General features: G+C 67.0%; 25 protein-coding genes. 8 read left to right on the forward strand and 17 right to left on the reverse strand.

The genetic code is table 11. The features are described from left to right. Position 1: 1 nt before the first annotated feature. From hisH to BST47_RS01015, 5 genes are all read right to left on the reverse strand, one after another. Positions 2 to 619, reverse strand: a complete 618-nt coding sequence (hisH, locus tag BST47_RS00995; RefSeq protein ID WP_083123329.1) for an imidazole glycerol phosphate synthase subunit HisH — start codon at positions 617 to 619, stop codon at positions 2 to 4. After that, the gene (gene hisB / locus BST47_RS01000) at positions 616 to 1,230 is read right to left on the reverse strand and encodes an imidazoleglycerol-phosphate dehydratase HisB (RefSeq protein WP_083123330.1); all 615 of its coding nucleotides are present in this window, start codon (positions 1,228 to 1,230) and stop codon (positions 616 to 618) included. The genes hisH and hisB overlap by 4 nt, the downstream gene beginning before the upstream one ends. Next, positions 1,227 to 2,387 (reverse strand): histidinol-phosphate transaminase, encoded by a 1,161-nt coding sequence (locus BST47_RS01005; RefSeq protein ID WP_083123331.1) that lies wholly within the window; start codon positions 2,385 to 2,387, stop codon positions 1,227 to 1,229. Before BST47_RS01005 ends, hisB begins: the two co-directional genes overlap by 4 nt. Then, positions 2,387 to 3,730 (reverse strand): histidinol dehydrogenase, encoded by a 1,344-nt coding sequence (gene hisD, locus BST47_RS01010; protein ID WP_083123332.1) that lies wholly within the window; start codon positions 3,728 to 3,730, stop codon positions 2,387 to 2,389. The genes BST47_RS01005 and hisD overlap by 1 nt, the downstream gene beginning before the upstream one ends. Positions 3,731 to 3,808: 78 nt before the next feature. Then, the gene (locus BST47_RS01015) at positions 3,809 to 4,321 is read right to left on the reverse strand and encodes a hypothetical protein (RefSeq protein ID WP_083123333.1); all 513 of its coding nucleotides are present in this window, start codon (positions 4,319 to 4,321) and stop codon (positions 3,809 to 3,811) included. 68 nt (positions 4,322 to 4,389) lie between these two features. On the opposite strand from BST47_RS01015, the gene BST47_RS01020 reads away from it, so the two are divergent. After that, positions 4,390 to 4,803 (forward strand): nitroreductase family deazaflavin-dependent oxidoreductase, encoded by a 414-nt coding sequence (locus tag BST47_RS01020; RefSeq protein WP_083123334.1) that lies wholly within the window; start codon positions 4,390 to 4,392, stop codon positions 4,801 to 4,803. 1 nt (position 4,804) lies between these two features. Here BST47_RS01020 and BST47_RS01025 read toward each other — a convergent pair whose 3' ends face one another. Beyond that, positions 4,805 to 5,830 (reverse strand): zinc-dependent alcohol dehydrogenase, encoded by a 1,026-nt coding sequence (locus tag BST47_RS01025; RefSeq protein WP_083123335.1) that lies wholly within the window; start codon positions 5,828 to 5,830, stop codon positions 4,805 to 4,807. Positions 5,831 to 5,893: 63 nt separating this feature from the next. Between BST47_RS01025 and BST47_RS01030 the strand changes: the two genes are divergently transcribed. Further along, positions 5,894 to 6,460 (forward strand): TetR/AcrR family transcriptional regulator, encoded by a 567-nt coding sequence (locus tag BST47_RS01030; RefSeq protein WP_083123336.1) that lies wholly within the window; start codon positions 5,894 to 5,896, stop codon positions 6,458 to 6,460. On the opposite strand, the gene BST47_RS01035 is transcribed toward BST47_RS01030, so the two are convergent. The 4 genes from BST47_RS01035 to nadA are packed head-to-tail and all read right to left on the reverse strand — an operon-like array spanning position 6,461 to position 10,431. Continuing rightward, complete coding sequence (locus tag BST47_RS01035; protein ID WP_083123337.1) at positions 6,461 to 6,940, reverse strand: hypothetical protein; 480 nt, start codon at positions 6,938 to 6,940, stop codon at positions 6,461 to 6,463. A 28-nt stretch (positions 6,941 to 6,968) separates the two neighbouring features. After that, the gene (nadC, locus tag BST47_RS01040; RefSeq protein ID WP_083123722.1) at positions 6,969 to 7,835 is read right to left on the reverse strand and encodes a carboxylating nicotinate-nucleotide diphosphorylase; all 867 of its coding nucleotides are present in this window, start codon (positions 7,833 to 7,835) and stop codon (positions 6,969 to 6,971) included. Then, complete coding sequence (locus BST47_RS01045; protein ID WP_083123338.1) at positions 7,835 to 9,391, reverse strand: L-aspartate oxidase; 1,557 nt, start codon at positions 9,389 to 9,391, stop codon at positions 7,835 to 7,837. The genes nadC and BST47_RS01045 overlap by 1 nt, the downstream gene beginning before the upstream one ends. After that, positions 9,388 to 10,431: a quinolinate synthase NadA gene (gene nadA, locus BST47_RS01050; RefSeq protein ID WP_083123339.1), complete on the reverse strand. Its 1,044-nt coding sequence runs from the start codon at positions 10,429 to 10,431 to the stop codon at positions 9,388 to 9,390. The genes BST47_RS01045 and nadA overlap by 4 nt, the downstream gene beginning before the upstream one ends. A 74-nt stretch (positions 10,432 to 10,505) precedes the next feature. On the opposite strand from nadA, the gene BST47_RS01055 reads away from it, so the two are divergent. Together BST47_RS01055 and BST47_RS01060 are read left to right on the forward strand one after the other, a co-directional pair. Continuing rightward, a complete protein-coding gene (locus BST47_RS01055; protein ID WP_207568515.1) occupies positions 10,506 to 11,171 on the forward strand; it encodes an NUDIX hydrolase in 666 nt (221 codons plus the stop codon). 42 nt (positions 11,172 to 11,213) lie between these two features. Continuing rightward, on the forward strand, positions 11,214 to 12,551 hold the full coding sequence (locus tag BST47_RS01060; protein ID WP_083123341.1) for a lipase family protein: 1,338 nt from the start codon (positions 11,214 to 11,216) through the stop codon (positions 12,549 to 12,551). On the opposite strand, the gene BST47_RS01065 is transcribed toward BST47_RS01060, so the two are convergent. The 3 genes from BST47_RS01065 to bioB are packed head-to-tail and all read right to left on the reverse strand — an operon-like array spanning position 12,517 to position 14,363. Further along, complete coding sequence (locus BST47_RS01065) at positions 12,517 to 13,149, reverse strand: DUF2567 domain-containing protein (protein ID WP_083123342.1); 633 nt, start codon at positions 13,147 to 13,149, stop codon at positions 12,517 to 12,519. The genes BST47_RS01060 and BST47_RS01065 overlap by 35 nt on opposite strands. A gap of 13 nt (positions 13,150 to 13,162) precedes the next feature. After that, positions 13,163 to 13,354 (reverse strand): biotin synthase auxiliary protein BsaP, encoded by a 192-nt coding sequence (gene bsaP, locus BST47_RS01070; protein WP_083123343.1) that lies wholly within the window; start codon positions 13,352 to 13,354, stop codon positions 13,163 to 13,165. 13 nt (positions 13,355 to 13,367) lie between these two features. Next, complete coding sequence (gene bioB / locus BST47_RS01075; protein WP_083123344.1) at positions 13,368 to 14,363, reverse strand: biotin synthase BioB; 996 nt, start codon at positions 14,361 to 14,363, stop codon at positions 13,368 to 13,370. Positions 14,364 to 14,433: 70 nt separating this feature from the next. Here bioB and BST47_RS01080 point away from each other — a divergent pair, with 70 nt between their 5' ends. Further along, positions 14,434 to 15,009, forward strand: coding sequence for a TetR family transcriptional regulator (locus BST47_RS01080; protein WP_083123345.1), 576 nt, complete (start codon positions 14,434 to 14,436; stop codon positions 15,007 to 15,009). Beyond that, the gene (locus tag BST47_RS01085) at positions 15,006 to 15,341 is read left to right on the forward strand and encodes an MmcQ/YjbR family DNA-binding protein (RefSeq protein WP_083123346.1); all 336 of its coding nucleotides are present in this window, start codon (positions 15,006 to 15,008) and stop codon (positions 15,339 to 15,341) included. The genes BST47_RS01080 and BST47_RS01085 overlap by 4 nt, the downstream gene beginning before the upstream one ends. On the opposite strand, the gene BST47_RS01090 is transcribed toward BST47_RS01085, so the two are convergent. The 4 genes from BST47_RS01090 to BST47_RS01105 are packed head-to-tail and all read right to left on the reverse strand — an operon-like array spanning position 15,338 to position 19,040. Beyond that, complete coding sequence (locus BST47_RS01090; RefSeq protein WP_083123347.1) at positions 15,338 to 15,856, reverse strand: 2'-5' RNA ligase family protein; 519 nt, start codon at positions 15,854 to 15,856, stop codon at positions 15,338 to 15,340. The genes BST47_RS01085 and BST47_RS01090 overlap by 4 nt on opposite strands. 2 nt (positions 15,857 to 15,858) lie before the next feature. Beyond that, on the reverse strand, positions 15,859 to 16,524 hold the full coding sequence (gene bioD / locus BST47_RS01095) for a dethiobiotin synthase (protein ID WP_083123348.1): 666 nt from the start codon (positions 16,522 to 16,524) through the stop codon (positions 15,859 to 15,861). Next, complete coding sequence (locus BST47_RS01100) at positions 16,521 to 17,666, reverse strand: 8-amino-7-oxononanoate synthase (protein ID WP_083123349.1); 1,146 nt, start codon at positions 17,664 to 17,666, stop codon at positions 16,521 to 16,523. The genes bioD and BST47_RS01100 overlap by 4 nt, the downstream gene beginning before the upstream one ends. Positions 17,667 to 17,726: 60 nt before the next feature. Further along, positions 17,727 to 19,040, reverse strand: coding sequence for an adenosylmethionine--8-amino-7-oxononanoate transaminase (locus tag BST47_RS01105; protein WP_083123350.1), 1,314 nt, complete (start codon positions 19,038 to 19,040; stop codon positions 17,727 to 17,729). A gap of 23 nt (positions 19,041 to 19,063) precedes the next feature. Here BST47_RS01105 and BST47_RS01110 point away from each other — a divergent pair, with 23 nt between their 5' ends. Together BST47_RS01110 and glgX are read left to right on the forward strand one after the other, a co-directional pair. Further along, positions 19,064 to 21,241, forward strand: coding sequence for an acetyltransferase SucT (locus tag BST47_RS01110; RefSeq protein WP_083123351.1), 2,178 nt, complete (start codon positions 19,064 to 19,066; stop codon positions 21,239 to 21,241). Then, positions 21,241 to 23,391, forward strand: a complete 2,151-nt coding sequence (gene glgX / locus BST47_RS01115) for a glycogen debranching protein GlgX (RefSeq protein ID WP_083123352.1) — start codon at positions 21,241 to 21,243, stop codon at positions 23,389 to 23,391. The genes BST47_RS01110 and glgX overlap by 1 nt, the downstream gene beginning before the upstream one ends. Positions 23,392 to 23,393 lie beyond the last annotated feature (2 nt).

Below are 23,393 nucleotides of genomic sequence, written 5' to 3' on the forward strand. Positions count from 1 at the left end.
CCTAGAGCCCCTCAACCCAATTGCCCAAAAGCAAAGCCCCGGCGTCGCCACTCTTCTCCGGGTGGAACTGTGTCGCAGCGAGCGGTCCGTCCTCAACCGCGGCGAGGAACGGGACGGTATGGGTGGCCCACGTCAACTTCGCATCCGGGCTGCCTTCCCACTGCTGCGCGGCATAGGAGTGCACGAAGTAGAACCGGGTGTCGGGATCCAGACCCTTGAACAGGCGGGTGCCCGCAGGCGCGTCCACGACGTTCCAGCCCATGTGCGGGATCACCGGGGCATCCAACCGGATCACCGCACCGGGCCACTGACCGCAGCCGGTGCTCTCCACGCCGAACTCAACCCCGCGCGCGAAAAGGATCTGCATCCCGACGCAGACTCCGAGCACAGGACGTCCCAGGGCGACCCGCTCGGCGATGATCTTCTCCCCACCGATCTGGCGCAGACCGGTCATGCACGCCTCGAATGCGCCGACGCCCGGTACCACCAGCCCATCGGCGTTCATCGCCGCGTCGGCATCGGCGGTCACCTCGACGGATGCACCCGTCCGCTCCAGCGCACGCTGAGCCGATCGGAGGTTGCCGGAGCCGTAGTCGAGGACAACGACTTTAGCTGTCACAGTGCGCCTTTCGTCGACGGCACTCCCGTGACACGCGGATCGAACTCGACGGCCTGGCGCAGCGCCCGCGCGACAGCCTTGTACTCCGCCTCGGTGATGTGGTGCGGGTCGCGGCCGTACAGTACCCGCACGTGCAGCGCGATGCGCGCGTTCATCGCGATGGTTTCGAACACATGCCGGTTGACCACGGTGTGGTACGGCGCCTCGGATCCGGCAATGGTGAAGTGCAGCATGTGATCCGGTTCGCCGGTGTGCACACAGTAGGGCCTGCCGGACACGTCGACCGCGGCGTGCGCGAGCGATTCGTCCATGGGGATCCAGGCGTCGCCGAAGCGACGGATGCCCTTCTTGTCGCCCAACGCCTGCCCGAGCGCCTGGCCGAGCACGATCGCGGTGTCCTCGATGGTGTGGTGGCCTTCGATCTCGACGTCGCCCTTCGCGCGCACGGTCAGGTCGAAGCTGGCGTGGCTGCCCAGTGCGGTCAGCATGTGGTCGAAGAACGGCACACCGGTTTCGACGCTGACGTTGCCGGTGCCGTCGAGGTCGAGTTCGACCACGATGTCCGATTCCTTGGTCTTGCGTTCGATCTTCGCGATACGGGACGTGGTCACTGTGCTCCTATGGATACGAGTTCGGTAGCCGCCAGTCGACCGCTGACCTCGAGCAGCGCATCGTTCTCTTCGGCAAGTCCGGTGGTGGCGCGCAGGTAGCCGGGAATGCCGACGTCCCGGATGAGGACACCGGCAGCCAGATAACGCTGCCAGGTGGCGGATGCGTCGGCGAATTCGCCGAACAACACGAAGTTGGCATCGCTGTCGATGACGCGAAAACCCATGCCGCTCAATGCTTCGGCGACTCGCTTGCGCTCGGCGATCAGCGTGGCCACACTGCCCAGGGTGTCGTCGGCGTGGCGCAGCGCTGCGCGGGCGGCCGCCTGGGTCACCACCGACAGGTGGTACGGCAGCCGGACCAGCAGCATTGCATCGATTACCGCCGGGGCGGCGATGAGATAGCCGAGCCGTCCGCCGGCGAACGCGAACGCCTTGCTCATGGTGCGGGTGACGACAAGCCTGCTCGGGTACTCGTCGATCAGGTTGACCGCGCTGGGTTGGCTGGAGAACTCGCCGTAGGCCTCGTCGACGATCAGCATTCCGGTGGACATCGCTTCCAGGAGGCGCCGCAGGTGTTCCAGCGAAACGCTTTGTCCCGAAGGGTTGTTGGGGCTGGCGAGAAACACGATGTCCGGGGTGTGCTCCCTGATCGCCGCGACCGCGACGTCGACGTCGAGGCTGAAGTCGTCGGCGCGGTTCGCGACGAGCCACTTTGTCTGCGTCCCGTCGGAGATGATGGGGTGCATCGAGTACGACGGCACGAACCCGATGGCGCTACGTCCGGGGCCACCGAACGCCTGCAGAAGCTGCTGCAGGATCTCGTTGGAACCGTTTGCCGCCCAGAGGTTGTCGACATCAAGGGCGACACCGGTCTGCGCACTGAGGTACGCGGCGAGATCGGCGCGCAACGCCACCGCGTCACGATCGGGGTAGCGGTGCAACTCCCCCGCGACTGCCCGGACCGATTCGGTAACGTCGTCAACGAGCGCCTTCGTCGGGGGGTGCGGATTCTCGTTGGTGTTCAGCCGCACCGGCACCTGCAACTGCGGCGCACCGTACGGCGACTTACCGCGCAGATCTTCGCGCAACGGGAGGTCGTCCAATGAAACTGATCGACCCGGCGGCTGCGCTCTCACTTCTTCGCGTAAGCGGCTCATCACCTTTCGAACCTCCGCCGGACCGCTTCGCCGTGGGACGGCAGGTTCTCGGCTTCGGCGAGCGTGATGACGTGCCCGGACACGTCCTTGAGCGCGGCCTCGTCGTAGTCGACGACGTGGATGCCGCGCAGGAACGTCTGCACGGACAGCCCGCTGGAGTGCCTGGCACAGCCGGCGGTGGGCAGCACGTGGTTCGATCCCGCGCAGTAGTCGCCGAGGCTCACCGGCGCGTACGCACCGACGAATATCGCACCGGCCGAACGGATTCGACCGGCCACGTCGCGGGGGTTGACGGTCTGGATCTCCAGGTGCTCGGCCGCGTAGGCGTTGACCGTACGTATGCCCGCCTCGAGGTCGTCGACCAGAACGATCGCAGACTGCTTACCGCTCAGCGCCGCTGCCACCCGCTCGCGGTGGACCGTGGTCTCGAGCTGGTTCGCCAGTTCCCTATCGGTGGCGTCGGCCAGCTCGGTGCTGGTGGTCACCAGCACGCTGGAGGCCATCTCGTCGTGCTCGGCCTGGCTGATCAGGTCGGCGGCCACGTGCATGGGGTCCGCGGTGTGGTCAGCGAGGATCGCGATCTCGGTCGGGCCGGCCTCTGCGTCGATCCCGACCTGTGAACGGCAGATCCGTTTGGCCGCGGTGACCCAGATGTTGCCCGGCCCGGTGACCATATCGACCGGGGCCAGCTCGGCCCCGTCGGTGTCGGTGCCACCAAACGCCAGCAGCGCGACGGCCTGCGCGCCGCCGACGGCCCACACCTCGTCGACGCCCAGGAGCCGCGCGGCAGCCAGGATCGTGGGGTGCGGCAGGCCTTGGAAGGGACCCGGCTGTGCCTGCGGCGGACTGGCGATCACCAACGAATCGACACCAGCCATTTGGGCGGGCACGACGTTCATGACCACGCTGGACGGATAAACGGCGTTGCCGCCCGGGACGTAGAGGCCGACGCGCTCGACCGGCACCCACCGTTCGGTCACGGTGGCGCCGGGGGCGAGCGTCGTCGTGGTGTCGGTACGGCGCTGGTCGGCGTGCACAGCACGGGCGCGGTCGATCGCCACCTCGAGCGCGGCACGGACGTCGGAGGGCAGTTCGTCCAGCGCGCTCTGCAGATGAGCCGCGGGCACCCGAACCTGCGTGGGTCGCACGCCGTCGAACGATTTACTGAATTCGAGGGCTGCTTCAGCGCCGCGATCGGCCACCGCGCTCACGATGGGCCGAACCTTCGGCACCACCGCGTCGACGTCCACGCCGCCGCGCGGCAGGGCCGACCTCAGGCGAGCAGCCGATAGCTCGGTGCCCCGCAGATCGATGCGGGCGAGCAGGACTGACGAATCACTCACGTAGCCATTGTCCCAGAACAGGCCAAATCGTTATCGGCTGCGCCACGCAGCGTCGCCCGTCGAGTCACGAGAGCGTGCTTACTTGCAGAGATCGGCGATCTCGGCGCTGGACACGTCGGCTTCCTTCAGCCTCGCCGACTGGGCCGGATCGGAGTTCGGGATGCCGGCGATCGAGTGCGCCCCGATATCCATCAATCGGTTGGCGAACGTGCGGATGGCGTCCGTTAGATCCGGCGATGTATCCGGCTGTAGACGAGCCAGCAGGTACTGACCACCGCCGACGAGCGACAGGCGCGCGTTGGCGGCGACGGCCATCGAGGCGGTGACGTCCTCGGGGCCGCCCGGGGGTTGCAGGTTGGTATTCGTCTGGACGCCGGCCCGAACGACGTTGAACGCCTCGCAGATGCTGCCCTTGGGGTTGTCGGCAGCATCGCCGGTGAAGACGGAAGGCGACTCTTCTGACTGAGCTGACTGGGACGACTTCGGGTCCTTGATCAATACCCAGGCGGCCAGACCCACCGCTGTCAGCGCGACGATCAGGGCCAAGACGGACACGATAGAGCTCTTGGCAGACTCCGCTGTCTCAGACATGCGGCCGACACTAGCTCCACCTTCGGGGCCGTCGATTCGATTCTCATCGTCACGTAGTGTCCAGATTCATGTCCGCCAAGGATCACCCAAACAACGCGCCGGGCGTCCCGATGATCTATCCGCCCGCGTTCGAGCGCCTGCAGATCAAGTACATGAACCCGATGGTCAAGCGGATCGCGCGGTTCATGCCCGGCGTCGCGAAGATCCAGCATCGCGGCCGCAAGTCCGGCAAAAGCTACGAAACCGTCGTCACCCCCTTCCGTAAGGGCAACACCCTCGCGATCACGCTCGGCCATGGCAAGACCGACTGGGTCAAGAATGTGCTCGCCGCCAACGAGGCCGACGTGATGTTCGGCTCGCGCACGGTCCACATCGTCAACCCGCGGATCCTGCCCGCGGGTAGCGGAGGAGCCGAGGACCTGCCGTTCATGGCGCGCACACAAGCGAAGAAGATGGCGATCCTCGTCGCCGATATCGCCTGAGCTAACGCATGAAGACCGTCTTGCCCGTCATCGCGGGCCAGACGTCGGCCGCCGCATCCCAGGGCGCCACGCGGTCGACCGCGGGAGTGACATCGCAGCCCGCCTGGAGTAGTTCGATGACCTGGGGAATGGCGGCGCGGGCGTTGACCCGCCCCGTGACGAACCTGACTCCGCGCGTGTACATCGAGAGCAACGGCATCTCAACCGCGCCCTGGTAATAGATGCCGGTGTCGGTACACACTCCATCGGGCCACGTCACGCGTAGCGTCGCCGCCAGCACGTCGGGGGCGGCTGAGGTGTGGACGGTGACCGGGTAGCTGCCCAGTGACTTGTCCGGCTTGGGTCTGTCATGCACCGTGGCCCCCAGCTTTTCGGCTGCGGCCAGCCGGTGTGGATCGATGTCGACATAGTCGACGCGGTAGCCGAGCGCGACGCCAAGTCCCGCCGCGTACAGGCCGATGGATTGCCGTCCGGCGACGAGGACACGTCGATCCACGTCGTCGAGCGCGTCGAGTTCGGCCCGGTAGGGCCCGACGCCGCGCCAGGCGTCGACGATGTTGTCCGAAAGCGACGCGATGCCGATTGGGTCCACCCCGCGCGGTATGGGCACCAGCATCGCGTCGGCGTACGGCACGTGCACCAGATCGGCCATGAATCCACCACCGTCGAACCCGGCGAGCGGCGCCATTCCGTACATCGCCATCAGCGGCAGCGCGCCGCACGATCCCGTCACTCCCCTCCGGCATTCGCGGCATTGCCCGCAGCTGATCTGGAACGGAATTACAACCTGGTCGCCGGGCGCCACACCCTGTACGGCATTCCCCACGGCAACGACCTCACCGATGCCCTCGTGCCCGACGGCGTGTCCGGGCGGCATCGGGAGCCTGCCCTCGGCGACGGCCACGTCGAGGTCGCAGCACGCCACCACCGTCGGACGAACGATGGCCTGCTCAGGAGCTTGGATCTCGGGCTCGGCGGTCTCGCGCCAGGTGTAGGTGCCCATCTCCTCGAATACCAGCTGTTGCATCGGCGTCCCTTCTTTAGCGACTGTTCAAGTATTCTTGAGTGACCTTTCAAGTAAAGTCAAGGGATGCCCCGCCCCGATCGGAGCCGCGCCGCACTCGTCGACGCCGCGGCCCTGCTCTTTCGCAGGCAGGGCTACGCGGCAACCGGTGTGAACCAGATTCTGGAGACCGCTGACGTCAAGGCCGGATCGCTGTACCACCACTTTCCCGACGGCAAACAGCAGTTGGCCGCCGCCGTGGTGGACAGCGCGGGAACCGACATCGAAACGCGACTGCGGCAGTTCCTCAGCAGCGGATTGCCGGTGTCCGACATCGTGGACGGCTGGATCGATCTGATGTCCTCGGGGCTGGCGATGGACCGGCGCGACGGCTGCCCCATCGAACCGATCGCGACCGAATCAGTGAACGCGAGCCCGCTCGTTCGTGAAGCATCGTCTCGGGCATTTCGCGCGTGGCACATGGCCATCGCGGACCGGCTGCGCGACGACGGATGGACCGAGCCCGACGCCAATGAGACGGCGCTCGCCGTCGTCGCGCTGCTCGAAGGGGCGCTCATCCTGTCGCGTATCGCGGGTGACAGCGCCGCGCTCGACGCCGCGAAGGTGGGCGCACGCACGCTGCTCACCAGATAGCTATTTGCACAGCTCTTCGAGGCTGGCGTTCAGGTCGTCCGCGTTCTTCAGTCGCTGCGCCTGCGCGGGATCGTCGTTCGTGACGCCGGCCGTTGCATTGGCGCCGATATCCATCAAGTTCTCGGCGAATTCGCGGACCTTGGCGGCCAGATTCTCCGGAGTCGCGGGGTCCAGCCGCGCGACGAGGTACTGGCCGCCGTCGTTCAGCGAAACCCGCGCATTGGCAGCCACCGCCTGCGCGCCGGTGACGTCACCCGCCCCGCCCGCCGGCATCAGGTTGGTATTGAGCGAGACACCCCGTCGCACGATGTCGACGGCCGCGCAGGCCCTGGCCTTGGCATCGGCGACCTGTGCCGCGTCATAGTTCCTGTTCGCGGGGTCCGACCGGTACAGCGACCAGGCGGCCAGTCCGAGCGCGGCGACCGCGAGAACCAGACTGATGACGGTCAGCACCACGAGGCGGCGCGAAACGGCGTTCACGATGCGCCATCGTAATGGCCTGTGCTGTTTAGAGATCCAGGCCGATGTCGAGCACCGTCACCGAGTGGGTGAGCGCACCGACTGCCAGGTAATCCACACCGGTTCCGGCGTACTCCGCCGCCGTCTCGAGCGACAACCCGCCAGAGGACTCCAGCTTGGTTGCAGGCGAGCGTGCATCACGGCGCTGCACCGCAATCTGCGTCTGCCACACCGGAAAATTGTCGAGCAGCACGAGTGCCTGATCCCCCAGGTTCTCGGCGAACACCTCGTCGAGTTGCTCCAGCGAGTCGACCTCCACCTCGCATGGCAGATCCGGCGCGGCCGCTCGTACGGCACGCAGCGCGGCCACCACCGAGCCGGCGGCGGCAACGTGGTTGTCCTTGATCAGCGTGGCGTCACCCAGCCCCATCCGGTGGTTCACACCGCCTCCGACCCGGACCGCGTACTTCTGCAGAGCCCGCAGTCCGGGCAATGTCTTGCGGGTGTCCCGGATCTGGGCTCCGGTACCCGCGACGGCGGCCACCCAGTCCGCGGTCGTGGTGGCGATACCGGACAGGTGACACACCAGGTTCAGCGTGGTCCGTTCGGCGGTCAGCAAGCCCTGCGTCGGCGCTTCGACGGCCAGCACCACCCCGCCCGCGTCGAGCCGCTCACCGTCGTCGACACGATGCTTGACGACGTACCCGCCTGCCCCGATCACCTCGTCGAGTACCAGCAGCGCGATGTCCACACCGGCGATGACGCCGGGTTGTCTGGCGACCATCGACGCGGTCGTCGTGGCATCCGCGCTGACTGTCGCCAGCGTGGTGACATCGGGGCCGTACCGCAGGTCCTCCTCGAGTCCGCGGGCGATCACCCGGCGAGCCTCGGTCAGCTCATCGGCAGTCAGTTCCATCAGGCGCACACCACCGCGGGCACCAGGCTGCGGGCCATCGTCGGGTCGGCAGCCGGATAGTCGGCGCGGTGGTGACAACCCCGCGATTCGGTGCGCTCCAATGCGGCCGTCATCACCGCACCCGCCGCGCACGTCAGCGCTATATCTTCGAAATTTCTGCGCGAGTTGAGCTTCCGTGGAGTCGCGGTCTCCAAGACCTGCCCCAGCGAGCGCAGGCCGGCATCGTCTCTGACCACCGCCGCGTATCGTGTCATCGCCCGCTGCAGATCGGCCCTCGGCAGTGCGCGTCGGGTCGTGGACTCCGGCGGTGCCGCGGTGGCGATTCCGGCATTCGAAGCGTGTGCCGCTGCGGCCGTTCCGGCCCGGCCGCCGACGACGAGGCCTTCGAGCAGGCTGTTGGAGGCCAGCCGGTTCGCGCCGTGCATCCCGGTGCGCGCCACCTCCCCGGCCGCGAAAAGACCCGCCAATTCGGTGCGCCCGTGCACATCGGTCACCACTCCGCCGCAGCTGTAGTGCGCACCCGGGACGACGGGGATGGCTTGACGCGTCGGATCGATACCCGCATCCCGGCACGCCGCGGTGACGGTGGGAAAGCGTTTCTTGAAGCTCTTGATGCCGCGCGCGTCGAGGTAGACACAGGGGTCGCCGGTCTCGATCATCCGGGCGTTGATCGCAGCGGCGACGATGTCGCGCGGCGCGAGGTCGCCCATCGGGTGCACGCCTTCGGTCACCGAACGACCTCGAGAGTCAACAAGAACCGCACCTTCGCCACGTACCGCCTCGGTGATCAGCGGCCGTCTTCCGCCCGCATGCCCGTCGAACAGCATGGTCGGGTGGAACTGGATGAACTCGAGGTCGGACACCGGCAGCCCGGCCCACATCGCCAGCGCCACGCCGTCACCGGTCGACCCGTCGGGATTGGTGGTCGCCGAGTACAGGTGCCCCAATCCGCCGGTCGCCAAAATCACCGATCGGGTGTGAATGATTCCTGGACCATCGTCGTTGAGCGTCAGGACACCGGTGACCGCGCTGTCTTCGTGCAGGATCTCCAGCGCGACGTGGCTGCGACGGATGTCCAACCGAGCTGCGGCGACGTCGAGGGCACGCTGCACTTCCGCACCGGTTGCGTCGCCTCCGGCATGGATGATCCGCCTGCGCGAATGACCACCCTCGCGGGTCAGGGACCATTGTCCGGGTGCTGCTTCGTCGAACCGCGCACCATTTTCGACGAGATCACGCACCGCGCGGTAGCCATCCGCGACGATCGAACGCACCGCTGCCGGGTCACACAATCCGGCCCCCGCCGCCAACGTGTCGCCGACATGCGCGTCGACCGAATCGCCTTCTTCCCGAAGGACTTCCGGCAATACGACCGCGATGCCACCCTGCGCGTAGAACGTGGCGGTGTCGCCGGCCTTGCTGAGTACCATCACCTTCTGGCCCCGACGGTGTGCCGCGAGCGCCGCGCACAGACCCGCGACACCGGTGCCGATGACAACGACGTCGGCACGCTGCTGCCAGTAGCCGCGACCGCCACAAGCGGCCTGGCGCGTCACTCGCCGCCGCCGGGTTGTCCGATCTCGATCATCCGCAGCACGCTGGCACGGGCCAGACGGGCGGTCTCGGGATCGACGTCGACTTCGTCCTTGCCTTCTACGAGGCAGCGCAACAGCGCGGCCGGGGTGATCATCTTCATGAACTTGCACGACGCCCGGTCGTTGACCGCTTGGAAGTCGACTTCCGGTGCGGCGCGGCGTAACTGGTGCAGCATCCCGACCTCGGTCGCGACCAGCACCTGGCGTGCCCGGGTGTCGCGGGCCGCGTCCAGCATGCCGCCGGTCGACAAGATCTTGACCCTGTCCTCAGGGAACGCGCCCTCCCCTGCCAGGTACAGAGCCGAAGTGGCGCAACCACATTCGGGGTGTACGTACAGTTCGGCGTCCGGATGGGCGCGGGCCTGGGCGGCGAGTTCGTCGCCGTTGATCCCTGCGTGCACGTGGCATTCACCAGCCCACACATGCAGGTTCTTGCGGCCGGTGACGCGGCGCACGTGAGCGCCGAGGAACTGGTCCGGGCAGAACAGCACCTCGCGGTCGGCAGGGATCGAGGCAACGACTTCGACCGCGTTCGAGGACGTGCAGCAGATGTCGGTCTCGGCTTTCACCGCGGCGGTGGTGTTGACGTAGGACACGACCACAGCACCCGGGTGTTCGGCTTTCCAGGCGCGAAGTTCGTCGGCGGTGATCGAGTCGGCCAGGGAGCATCCCGCCCGCTGATCGGGTATCAGCACCGTCTTGCCCGGAGACAGGATCTTCGCGGTCTCAGCCATGAAGTGCACGCCGCAGAACACGATCGTGTCCTCGGGGACTTCGGCGGCGATGCGCGACAACGCCAGGGAGTCGCCGACGTGGTCTGCGACATCCTGGATCGCCGGCAGCTGATAGTTGTGCGCCAGCAGCGTCGCACCGCGTAGATCGGCCAGGCGGCGCACCTCGGCGGCCCATTCCTGGTCGCCGTCGACTCCAGAATATCCATTCGGACCTGCGACTATGCGATCCACCAGATCGTTAGCGGGCATGCGGTCCAAAACCGTCATAGCCGCCTCCTTACCTCCGTCGAGGTTTTCGACTTACAATCGAAAACATGTCCCATATTAGCACCGCGCATGAGGTGCTGGCCGCCGTGTTCCAGGTTCGAGCTGTCGATTCCCCGAAACCCGCACTTCACGTGCTGTTGTGGCAGCGTGCACTGGAGCCGGAGGCCGGAAAATGGGCTCTACCGGGCGGCAGCTTGCGCAACGACGAGGATCTGACCAGCTCCGTTCGGCGCCAGCTGGCCGAAAAAGTCGACCTGCGTGAGGTTGCCCACCTCGAACAGCTTGCGGTTTTCTCCGATCCCAGCCGCGTGCCGGGCACCCGCACCATCGCGTCGACGTTCCTCGGGTTGGTCCCCTCCCCTGCTACCCCGGAATTGCCGCCGGACACCCGATGGCACCCGGTCGACCATCTGCCGCCGATGGCGTTCGATCACGGCCCGATGGTCGAGCACGCCGTTGCGCGCCTCGTCGCCAAGCTGTCGTACACGAACATCGGGTTCGCCTTGGCACCAACTGAATTCGCCGTGTCGACACTGCGCGACATCTACAGCGCTGCGCTGGGCCATCCAGTCGACGCGACCAACCTGCAACGTGTGCTGGAACGACGCAACGTCATCACCCGCACCGGTACGACCGCTCGATCGGGCCGCAGCGGCGGTCGTCCCGCGGCGCTATACCGGTTCACCGACTCCCGCTACCGCGTGACCGACGAATTCGCCGCATTACGCCCGCCCGGGTGAGTCGGCTGGCTTCTTAGCGCTCTCTTAAGCAAGAATGGCCGGATGGATCTGGGCAGCGTCGCGCCAGCAGCTGGTGCAGAGTGGATCGGGCACGTCCCCCACGAGGAGCTGGTAGGCGGTGCCCGGCCGCAATTGCCGTCCGATGACCCGTTCTACGAACCGCCCACGGGCTTCCAGCACGCCACTCCGGGCACCGTCCTGCGCAGCAGGGACGTCGAGCTGGCATTCATGGGCCTGATCCCACAGCGCGCACGGGCCACCCAGCTGCTGTATCGCACCACTGACATGCACGGCAACGCCGACGCGGCCGCGACCACCGTGATCGTGCCGGCAGAGCGCACGCCGTCCGCCGTCACGCCGGTGATCTCCTACCAGTGCGCCATCGACGCCGTGACCTCACGCTGCTTCCCCTCGTATGCGCTGCGGCGCCACGCACACGCCACGGGGTCCGTCGCACAGTTCGAGTTCCTCCTGGTCGCCGCGTGCCTCGCTGAGGGCTGGGCGGTGTCGGTGCCGGACCACGAGGGCCGCCTGGGCATGTGGGGCGCCCCGTACGAACCCGGCTACCACGTGCTCGACGGCTTGCGCGCCGCCGTCAGCTCCAAACGGCTGGGGCTGTCAGCCGATGCGCCGATCGGGCTATGGGGCTACTCCGGCGGCGGACTGGCCACCGCCTGGGCCGCCGAGATGAGCGGCACCTATGCGCCAGACCTGAACGTCGTCGGCGCGGTACTCGGGTCACCGGTCGGCGATCTCGGCCATACGTTCCGCCGACTCAACGGCACGTTCGCGTCCGGGCTCCCCGCACTGGTCGTCGCCGCGCTTTCGCACATCTATCCCGATCTCGACCGGCTCATCCAGGAGCACGTCACCGAAGAGGGCAAGGTACTCCTCGAGCGACTGCACACGATGACGACCGCCGAGGCGATGGTCCGGATGGCCAAGAAGGACATGGCCGACATGCTCGACAGGCCGCTCGAGGAAATCCTCGACAGCCCTGCGGTCCAGCACGTCTTCGCCGACATCAAGCTCGGCGTCGCGGCACCGGCTCCGCCGGTTTTGATTGTGCAGGCGGTCCACGATCAGCTGATCTCGGTCGAGAACATCGACGAGCTCGCGGAGATGTACAGATCGGGTGGCGCGTCGGTGACCTACCACCGGGACATGTTCAGTGAGCACATGTTGCTGCACCCCATGTCCGCACCGATGGCATTGCGCTGGCTCATCGATCGGTTCGCCGGAAAGCCGTTGTCCGAGCACATGGTTCGGACCAAGTGGCCGACGCTGCTGAATCCGATGACCTACGTCGGCATGGCGCGACTGGCGAAGATCGTCGCCAAGGTGGTCACAGGTCGGACGGTGGAGCGGTCCCCGCTTTAGCGATCGCATCGTCGAGCTGGGACTCGACGGGCGGCCAGGCGCCCAGGTCGTCGCGCGGGATCGACACCGCGATGAGCGCGTAGACCAGCGCCGCCATTGCCGCGGGAAACAGGATGGTCAGGGCCATCAGCAAAGGTGCGTGCCCGAAGAACACCGGGGGTGCCTCGACCACGTAGTGCACGCGATGGTCGGGTGAAATCGGCGCGCTGGCAACATCGATGGTCCCGTACCGCCAATGCGCCAGTGCCGCACCGACTCCCGATGCCACACCGGCCGCGGCCGCGGATCCGAGACCGAGTGCCGCGACCATCAACGGGCCGCGGTGAGCACGCCATTGCCACACCAGGACGGCCGCCACGACCGCCATCACACACAGCATGCCGACCGCCAGGAAGGCAGCGACGAAGAAGTGGTCGGCTTCGTTGCCGAGGTACGCCCTGACCCGTTCGCCGCTCTTCGTCAACGCCACCACACCGTGCACAGCCGGGGCCACCGCCGCCCACAATGCACCGATCACTACCCCAGTGAGCGCCAGTCCGGCGACGACGATCAGGGCCGCGCGTCGGCGCGAAACACGCGGGGGGACGAGCTCACTCATCGTGACCCCAGGCTCATCGCTGCTCCAGATCCTTCGAGTCCGTCAGGCCGTGCCGCGAACATTTCGCCGACCACCCGTCAGGACGCACCTGCACAATCATCCGGCGGCCGCACTCCGCGCAGAAGCGGGGGGGTTCGAGACCCAGTTGCGCCGCCGCCGGCAGCGGCGTGCCGTCGGGCTCACCCGTGTAGACGTTGAACGCCATCACTGAACGGTTATCAGAGGGTGGCGTTGAGCGCCTTGATGGGCATCTGCAGATCATCGAGCAGCTGTAGGTCGGACTCGGCCGGCCGGCCCAGCGTCGTCAGATAATTGCCGACGATCACGGCGTTGATACCACCGAGAATGCCCTGCTTGGCGCCGAGATCACCGAGCGTGATCTCGCGACCGCCGGCGAACCGAAGCATCGTGCGCGGCAACGCCAGCCGGAAGGCCGCGACTGCCTTGAGCGCCTCGGCTGCCGGCAGCACGTCCAGGTCACCGAACGGCGTGCCCGGCCGCGGGTTGAGGAAGTTCAGCGGCACCTCGTGCGGATCGAGTTCGGCGAGATTGGCGGCGAATTCCGCGCGCTGTTCCAGCGTTTCGCCCATCCCGAGGATGCCGCCGCAGCAGACCTCCATGCCCGCTTCGCGGACCATCTGCAGGGTGTCCCACCGCTCTTCCCAGCTGTGGGTGGTCACGACGTTGGTGAAGAACGACCGCGCCGTCTCCAGATTGTGGTTGTAGCGGTGGACGCCCATCTCGGAGAGGCGCTCGACTTGTTCGGCGGTGAGCATGCCGAGCGAGCACGCGATCTGGATGTCGACCTCGTTGCGGATCGCCTCGATGCCCGCCGCCACCTGCGCCAGCAGTCGCTCATCGGGGCCGCGCACCGCGGCGACGATGCAGAATTCGGTGGCCCCGGTCTTCGCGGTCTGCTTCGCGGCCTCGACCAGACTCGGGATGTCGAGCCACGCGCTGCGCACCGGCGAGGCGAAAAGGCCCGACTGCGAACAGAAGTGGCAGTCTTCGGGGCAGCCACCGGTCTTGAGGCTGATGATGCCCTCGACCTCGACATCGGGTCCGCACCAGCGCATCCGTACCTCGTGGGCCAGTGCGAGCAGCTCGTCGAGGTTCTCGTCGGGCAGCCGCAGCACCTGAAGCGTCTGATCCTGGTCGAGGCCTTCGCCGCGCTCCAAAACCTGGTCGCGTGCCTTCGCCAGAATGTCGCTCACCCGTGAGTCCTCTCGTCTTGAACACGTCGGCGAGCCGACACTTGAACACCGTTCAGGTTAGGCTACCGGGGTGCAGCTCCACAAACGCGACGTGGTCGAGGCGGCGGCAGCCCTCCTGGACGAGTACGGAATCGCCGACCTCACGATGCGACGGCTCGCGCGCGAGCTCAGCGTGTCCCCCGGCGCCCTGTATTGGCATTTCGCCAACAAGCAGGAACTCCTCGGCGCCATCGCCGACCGCATTCTGGACGGAGTCCCGTCGGCCCGCGGCGTCGTCGAGGTATGCAACCGGCTTCGTGACGCGCTGCTGTCGCACACCGATGGCGCCGAACTGGTGTCGGCTAGCTTCGCGGCGGGCCAGTCGTCGGCGATGAAGCAGATTCTGGCCGTCCTGACCGAGGCGGTAACCGAGGTCGGCGTCGACGCCGCGCACGCCGAGCTGGCCGCCCGCACGGTCGTCTACTACGTGCTCGGCTTCACCGTGGACGAGCAGTCGCGTCTGCAATGGGATGCCGCCGGCGCCGAGCTACCCGAGTGGCAGTCGGTCCTGGCCGACGATGCCAACGCGCGGTTCGCGTTCGGCTTGCGGCTGTTCGTCGACGGCATCAACGTCTCTCAGAAGTCGCCGCTGGCATTCGGGCCGTGATCACCGTCGACGACGTGCGCAGTATCGCCTCGACGCTGCCGAGGTCATACGAAGCCGTCGTCCGCGACGAGATCCGGCTCCGCGCGGGACGGCTTGTGTACGCCGCGTTCTCACGCGACGAGACGGTGATGGGCGTCGCCTTTCCCAAGGAGGAGCGTGCGGCGATGGTCGCCGCCGAACCCGACAAGTTCATGCTGCCGCGCAAATCGGAGATGCGATACAACTGGATTCTGGTACGGCTCGACGCGATCGAACTCGACGAGCTGCGCGAGCTCTTGATCGACGGCTGGCGGATGTGTGTACCGAAAAGCGTTGGGGCAGAAGTCTCTTAGATTGGGTACTCGCGTTTGGCATTGCCATCCCAGTGCCTGATGCCGACGATTGTCGCGGACAGGTCGCGTCCTAAACCCGGCACCGTCAGCGCCGCTTGCAATTGCTCGGCCGGCACCCGGCGCGCCAACGTCACGTGCGGCGTCCACCGGCCGGGGTCCGAGTGCGGAAGCGGACCGTTCGGCATGTGCGGCAGACAGGCGTCGAGCACCTCGGCGTGCAGGGACAACAGCACAGCTGACGGAACGATCAGCCGCACCAGCGTGAAATCCCGCCGACCGAACAGCATGGGCGCGCCGACGGTGCACCGAAGCGGCAACCGCCGCAACAGCGGCCGCAACGCGTCATGCACCGATTCATCCATGCTTGCGGCTACCGCCAGGGTGACGTGCGGCCTGTTGCTGGGCGCGGTGTGCGCGGCCTGACTGCGCACACCCGCCGCGGTGAGGTCGTCCCAGCTACGCCGGATCGCCGCATCGGTGTCCGGGTCGAACAGCATCTCGACGGAATGCACCATGCCTAAAGACTCGCGATCCAATCGGGATCGAACACCGACGAGCAGACCGCCTCGAACTCGGCGGCACTCGCGCGACCGAGGCCCGCAGGTAGTACCGCACGCAGCGGCGCCAGCCTGCTCAGCGCCTCGCGGTTGCCCTGCTCGGCCGTACCCGGTTCAGACGGCCACGCGCCGATCACCAGTCCGGCGCACGGAACCCCTTGGGAAGCAAGAGCTTCCAATGTCAATGCGGTGTGGTTCAACGTGCCAAGACCCGCGGCGACCACGACGAGCACCGGCGCGGCCAGGTCCGCCGCCACGTCACGCAGCGTCACCCCGTCCTGGCCCAGCTCGACGAGCAGGCCGCCGGCCCCCTCCAACAGCACCAGCTTGGCGTCCGCCTCACGCACCGACGCGACAAGTTCGCTGCGCGTCGGCAACGCCAGACCCGCTCGTTGTGCGGCCGCGACCGGGGCGAGCGGCTCCGGGTATCGCCACGAGCCACGCAGATCGGTCACACCGGAAAGCCGGGCGACATCGGCGAGGTCGTCATCCACGGGGCTGCCCGTCTGTACGGGTTTGCACACCGCGACCTCGATGCCCGCCAGCCGCGCGCAACACGCCAGGGCGGCCGTTGCCATCGTCTTGCCGACGCCGGTATCGGTCCCGGTGACGACGAGAGTGCTCACGCGCCCGCAGAGAGAACGTCGGTGAGCACCTCACGCGCCAGAGCCATCTCGTCACCGGAGAGCGACGCGCGCGCCGTCAGCCGCAGCCGCGAGGTGCCCGGTGCGACGGTGGGCGGCCGGAAGCAGCCCACCCGGACGCCGCGGTCCAGACACGCGACAGCGGCGGCCAGCGCCACCTCGGGCTCACCGAGGATCACCGACACCACCGCCGACTCGGGCGGTTCGGCGACACCGCTCACCGTGGCAAGTGCCGCCGCATGATCCAGCACCGCCTGCGCGCGCCAGGGCTCAGCGATCAGGACGTCCAACGCCGCCCGCGCCGCTCCCACCGCCGCGGGTGCCAACCCGGTGTCGAAGATGAACGGCCGTGCGGCATCGATCAGGTGGTCGCGCACCGCGGCGGGTCCCAGCACCACGCCGCCCTGACTTCCCAGCGCCTTGGACATCGTCGTCGTCATCACCACGTCCGGCGCACCGGCCAAGCCGATCTCGTGCACGAGCCCGCGACCTCCGGTCCCCCGCACCCCCAGCGCGTGGGCCTCGTCGACGACCAGGAGTGCGCCGTGCCGACGGCAGACGTCGTGGAGCGCCCGCAACGGCGCGACCACGCCGTCCGCAGAGAAGACCGCATCGGTCACCACGACCGCGCGTTCCTCGTCACGGCCCGCCAGTGCCGCCTCGACGGCCGCGACGTCACGGTGCGGGGTCACCACGACCCGGGCGCGCGACAGCCGGCACGCGTCGACCAGGGACGCGTGCGTCAGGGCGTCCGAGACCAGTAGCGACCCGGCTCCGGACAGTGACACCACAGCGCCCAGGTTCGCGGTGTACCCCGACGAGAACACCAGCGCGGCCTCGGCGCCGACGAATTCGGCGAGCGCCGACTCGAAGCCTTCGTGGATCTCGGTGTTGCCGGTGACCAGGCGTGATCCCGTCGATCCGGCACCCCAGGTCCGTAGCGCGGCGACGCCTCCGTCGATGACATCGGGATGCTGTGAAAGGCCGAGGTAGTCGTTGGAGGCCAGGTCCAATTCGGCTCCGACGGGTGGACGCGTGCGCAGCGACCGGCGCAAACCCGCGGCACGACGCTGCTGCTCGACCTCGTCGAGCCACGCCAGCGGCGAAAGACCGGTGCGTGTCACTGAAGGGACTCCTAGAGCCGGCAATTGAACACGCCGGCGGTGCCGGCAATTGAACACCGTTCAGGTTAGTGCACGCGCCACGCCGACCATCGCCGAGGTGATCTGTGCGATCTCCTCGGGCGTACAGATGTAGGGCGGCATCACGTAGACCAGATTGCGGAACGGCCGTAGCCACACCCCGTGGTCCAGCGCAGCCGGTGTCGCGATCCGCAGGTCGACGGTCTGTTCCATCTCGATGACGCCGATGGCACCCAGCACCCGCACATCGGCCACTCCCGGCATCGACTCCGCGGGCGACAGGCCGTCGCGCAGGCCGGATTCGATAGCGCGCACCGACGCACGCCAGTCCCCGGCGAGCAACAGCTCGACCGAGGCCACCGAAACCGCGCACGCCAGCGCGTTGGCCATGAACGTCGGGCCGTGCATCAGCGCACCCGCGGCACTGGCGCTGATGGTCTGCGCGATGTCGTTGGTGCACAGCGTCGCGGCCAGGGTGAGATAGCCGCCGGTGAGCGCCTTACCCACGCACATGATGTCGGGGGTCACCGCGGCGTGGTCGGCAGCGAAGAGCTCACCGGTGCGCCCGAACCCGGTGGCGATCTCGTCGAAGATCAGCAGCACCTCATGACGGGTGCAGATCTCGCGCAGGTCGGCGAGATAGCGCGGATCGTGAAACCGCATGCCGCCGGCACCCTGCACCACCGGTTCCACGATCACCGCGGCGAGCTCGTGCGCGTGCTCGGCCAGTAGTTTTTCGAAGTCCGCAGAGTAGGCCGCGTCGTACCCGGTGGGTACCGGCGGCGCGAACACCTGTGGAGCGAGCACTGAGTTTCCGCGCGTCCACAGCTCATGCATGCCGCCCTCGGGATCGCACACGCTCATCGGGGTGAACGTGTCGCCGTGATAGCCGCCACGCCACGTCATCAACCGGTGTTTGTCCCAGCGTCCGGTGCTGCGCCAGTACTGCAGCGCCATCTTGACGGCGACCTCCACCGAGACGGACCCGGAGTCGCTGAAGAACACGGCATCCAGCCCGTCGGGTGTGAGCTGGACCAGCAGCTGGGCCAGCCGAGCCGCGGGTTCGTGGGTCAGACCGCCGAACATGACGTGGTTCATGGTCGCCAGTTGGCTGGTGATCGCCGCGTCCAGCGATGGATGTCCGTGTCCGTGGATCGCGGTCCACCAGGACGCCATCGCGTCGAGGACCCGCAGCTCCTGCCCGTCGCGGTGCAGGGTCAGCCAGGCCCCGCGGGCACCCACCGCGACCAGCGGGGGCGGCGCCTTCGGATCAGCCGACGCACCGATCGTGCTGTACGGATGCCAGACGTGGGCGGCGTCGATCGCGCTGATCTCGGCGGGCGTCAGTGCTGCCACCTTCGGTAGATTATCCGTCGACCATGATGACCCTCGCCCCTGCCCGGCCGGCGCCCGCCGCTGACCCGGGACCACCGCCACGCGGAGCCACCGCGAAAAGGCCCGCGCGCGCGTCGGAAAGCTACCGGCACGACCTCGACGGACTGCGCGGCGTCGCGATCCTGCTCGTCGCGGTTTTCCACGTATGGTTCGGCCGCGTATCCGGTGGTGTCGACGTCTTCCTCGCGCTGTCGGGCTTCTTCTTCGGTGGACGCCTGCTGCGCACCGCCATGACGCCCGGCGCGTCGCTGTGGCCGATGACTGAAGTCACCCGACTGGTTCGCAGGCTGCTACCCGCACTCGTCGTCGTGCTTGCTGCCGCCGCCGTGCTGACAATCCTCATTCAGCCCGAAACCCGTTGGGAGACATTCGCAGACCAGAGTCTGGCAAGCCTGGGCTACTACCAGAACTGGGAATTGGCGAACACCGCATCGGACTACCTCCGTGCCGGCGAAGCCGTCAGTCCGCTGCAGCACATCTGGTCGATGTCGGTACAAGGCCAGTTCTACATTGCCTTCCTCGCCCTGATCTTCGGCTGCGCCTTGCTGTTTCGCCGCATCTTCGGCCGCCATATGCGGATCGCGTTCATCGCGTTGCTGAGCGCGTTGACCATCGCGTCGTTCGTGTACGCGATCTTCGCCCACAACGCCGATCAGGCCACCGCGTACTACAACAGCTTCGCCCGCGCGTGGGAGCTGCTGCTCGGCGCCTTGGTCGGTGCACTGGTGACGAACCTGCGCTGGCCGATGTGGCTGCGCACGACGGCTGCAGTGATCGCGCTGGCCGCGATCCTCGCGTGCGGCGCCCTGATCGACGGAGTGCACGAATTCCCCGGTCCGTGGGCGCTGGTGCCGGTCGGCGCGACCATGCTGTTCATCCTGTCCGCGGCGAACCGGGTGGCCGACCCGCACACCGACGGTCGCATGCCCGCCCCCAACCGCCTGCTGGCCACCGCGCCGTTCGTCGCGCTGGGCGCGATGGCGTACTCGCTCTACCTGTGGCACTGGCCGCTGCTGATCTTCTATCTGTCCTACCTCGGACATACGCGCGTCAACTTCGTCGAGGGCGCGGTCATCCTGGTGGTGTCCGGCGTGCTGGCGTGGCTGACGACGAAGTACATCGAGAACCCGCTGCGCTATCGCGCGCCGGCCGCATCAGCTCCAACGGTCCCGCTGCGCGCCCGGCTGCGCAGGCCGACGATGGCGCTCGGATCGTTCGTCGTCCTGTTGGCGGTGGCGTTGACCGCGACGTCGTTCACCTGGCGCGAGCACGTCACCATCGAACGCTCGACAGGCAAAGAGCTGACCGGACTTTCGTCGCGCGACTATCCCGGTGCCCGCGCACTCATCAACAAGGCCAAGGTGCCGAAGCTGCCGATGCGCCCGACGGTGCTCGAGGCCAGAAACGACCTACCCCGCACCACCGAGGACGGCTGCATCAGCGACTTCGACAACGTCGGTGTCATCACCTGCAACTACGGCGATGACTCCGCGACCCGCACGATCGCACTTGCGGGCGGTTCCCACGCCGAACACTGGATCACCGCCCTGGACCTGCTCGGTCGGATGCACAACTTCAAGGTCGTCACGTACCTGAAGATGGGCTGCCCGCTGACCACGGAGGAAGTCCCGCTGGTCATGGGCGACAACCGTCCGTACCCCAAGTGCCACCAGTGGAACGAGCGGGTGATGGACAAGATCATCGCCGACCGCCCGGACTACGTGTTCACCACCGCGACGCGACCGTGGAACGTCAAACCGGGCGACGTGATGCCTGCCACATACCTCGGAATCTGGCAGACGCTGTCCGACAACAACATTCCGATTCTGGGGATGCGCGATACCCCCTGGCTGGTACGTAACGGCCAGCCGTACTTCCCCGCCGACTGCCTGGCCGACGGCGGTGACGCCATCTCCTGCGGCGTCAAGCGCTCCGACGTTCTGTCGCCCTACAACCCCACCCTCGACTTCGTCGCGCGGTTCCCATTGCTCAAGCCGCTGGACATGAGCGACGCGGTGTGCCGTAAGGACATCTGTCGCGCAGTCGAGGGAAATGTGTTGCTGTATCACGATGCCCACCACATCTCGACGACCTACATGCGCACGATGACCACCGAACTCGGACGCCAGATCGCGGCGGCCACCGGTTGGTGGGTCGACTGATGACGTCCGGCGCTCCGGCCTCGGTACCAACCGTCTGGCCGGGTACCACGTACCCCCTCGGCGCCACCTACGACGGTGCGGGGACGAACTTCTCGCTGTTTTCGGAGATCGCCGACCGGGTCGAGTTGTGCCTGATCGGCAAGGACGGCAGTGAGGAGCGCATCAACCTCGAAGAGGTCGACGGCTACGTATGGCACTGCTACCTGCCCACCGTGACCCCCGGGCAGCGTTACGGGTTCCGGGTGTACGGACCATGGGAGCCGTCCGCGGGACATCGTTGTGACCCGAGCAAGCTGCTACTCGATCCGTACGGAAAGTCGTTCCACGGTGACTTCGATTTCAGCCAGGCGCTGTTCTCCTATGACCTGACGGCCGACGACCCGGCGAGCGGCGGGACGCCGCCGATGGTCGACTCGCTGGGCCACACCATGACCAGTGTCGTGATCAACCCCTACTTCGATTGGGCATCCGACCGCGCGCCGCGAACGCCGTACCACCAGACGGTCATCTACGAGGCGCACGTCAAAGGCATGACGCAAACCCATCCGGGCATCCCCGAGGAGATGCGCGGGACGTACGCGGGCCTCGCGCATCCGGTGATCATCGACCACCTCAAGTCGCTCAACGTCACGGCGATCGAACTCATGCCGGTACACCAGTTCATGCACGACCATCGGCTGCTCGACCTCGGACTACGAAATTACTGGGGCTACAACACATTCGGCTTCCTTGCGCCGCACTACCAGTACGCGGCGAACAAGCACGCCGGTGCAGCCGTCGCGGAGTTCAAGGCGATGGTGCGATCCTTCCACGAGGCCGGCATCGAGGTGATCCTCGACGTCGTCTACAACCACACCGCCGAGGGAAACCACCTCGGGCCAACGATCAACTTCCGAGGCATCGACAACGCCGCGTACTACCGGCTGATGGACGACGACAAGCGGCTGTACCGCGACTTCACCGGCACCGGAAACAGCCTGAACCCGCGGCACCCGCACACCCTGCAGCTGATCATGGACTCCCTGCGGTACTGGGTGCTCGAGATGCACGTCGACGGATTCCGCTTCGACCTGGCATCGGCGCTGGCGCGCGAGTTCTTCGAAGTCGACAGGCTGAGCGCGTTTTTCGACATCATCCAGCAGGACCCGGTGATCAGTCAGGTCAAGCTGATCGCCGAACCGTGGGATGTCGGCGAGGGCGGCTATCAGGTCGGCAATTTCCCAGGTTTGTGGACCGAGTGGAATGGGAAGTATCGCGACACTGTGCGCGATTACTGGCGGGGCGAGCCCGCAACCCTCGGCGAATTCGCTTCGCGGCTGACCGGGTCGTCGGACCTCTATGAGGCGACCGGTCGGCGTCCCGGCGCGAGCATCAACTTCGTCACCTGCCACGACGGTTTCCCGCTCGCGGACCTGGTGTCCTATAACGAGAAACACAACGAGGCCAACGGCGAGGACAACCGCGACGGCGAAAGCCACAACAGGTCGTGGAACTGCGGTGTCGAGGGCCCCACCGACGATCCCGAGATCCTCGCGCTGCGGGGTAAGCAGATGCGCAACATCATGGGCACGTTGATGCTGTCGCAGGGCACCCCGATGATCTCCCATGGTGACGAGATCGGACGCACACAGCGAGGCAACAACAACGCCTACTGTCAGGACTCGGAAATCTCGTGGATGGACTGGTCGCTCTGCGACAAGAACGCCGACCTGCTCACCTTCACCCGCAAGGTGAGCAAGCTGCGCAAACGGCACCCGGTGTTTCGGCGGCGACGCTTCTTCGATGGCACGCCGATCCGCAGCGGGGACCAGGTTCGCGACATCGCGTGGCTGACCCCGGCGGGCAGCGAGATGACACCTGAGGACTGGGGTTCTGGCCTGGACAAGTGCGTGGCCGTGTTCCTCAACGGTGAAGCGATCGCGGCGCCCAACGAACGGGGCGAACGCGTGGTCGACGACTCGTTCCTGCTCTGCTTCAACGCACACAGCAAGCCGGTGGAGTTCGTCGCGCCCGATCTCGGCTATGCCGCCGAGTGGACCGCGGACATCGACACCGCCGACCCCAAGGGCGACACCGATCTCGTCATTGTTGCAGGCGAGCGACTGACGCTCGCCTCGCGGTCGCTGCTGGTGCTGCGTAAGACCGCGTAGCT

This window comes from Mycolicibacterium tusciae (assembly GCF_002086795.1).
Classification (GTDB): Bacteria; Actinomycetota; Actinomycetes; order Mycobacteriales; family Mycobacteriaceae; genus Mycobacterium; species Mycobacterium tusciae.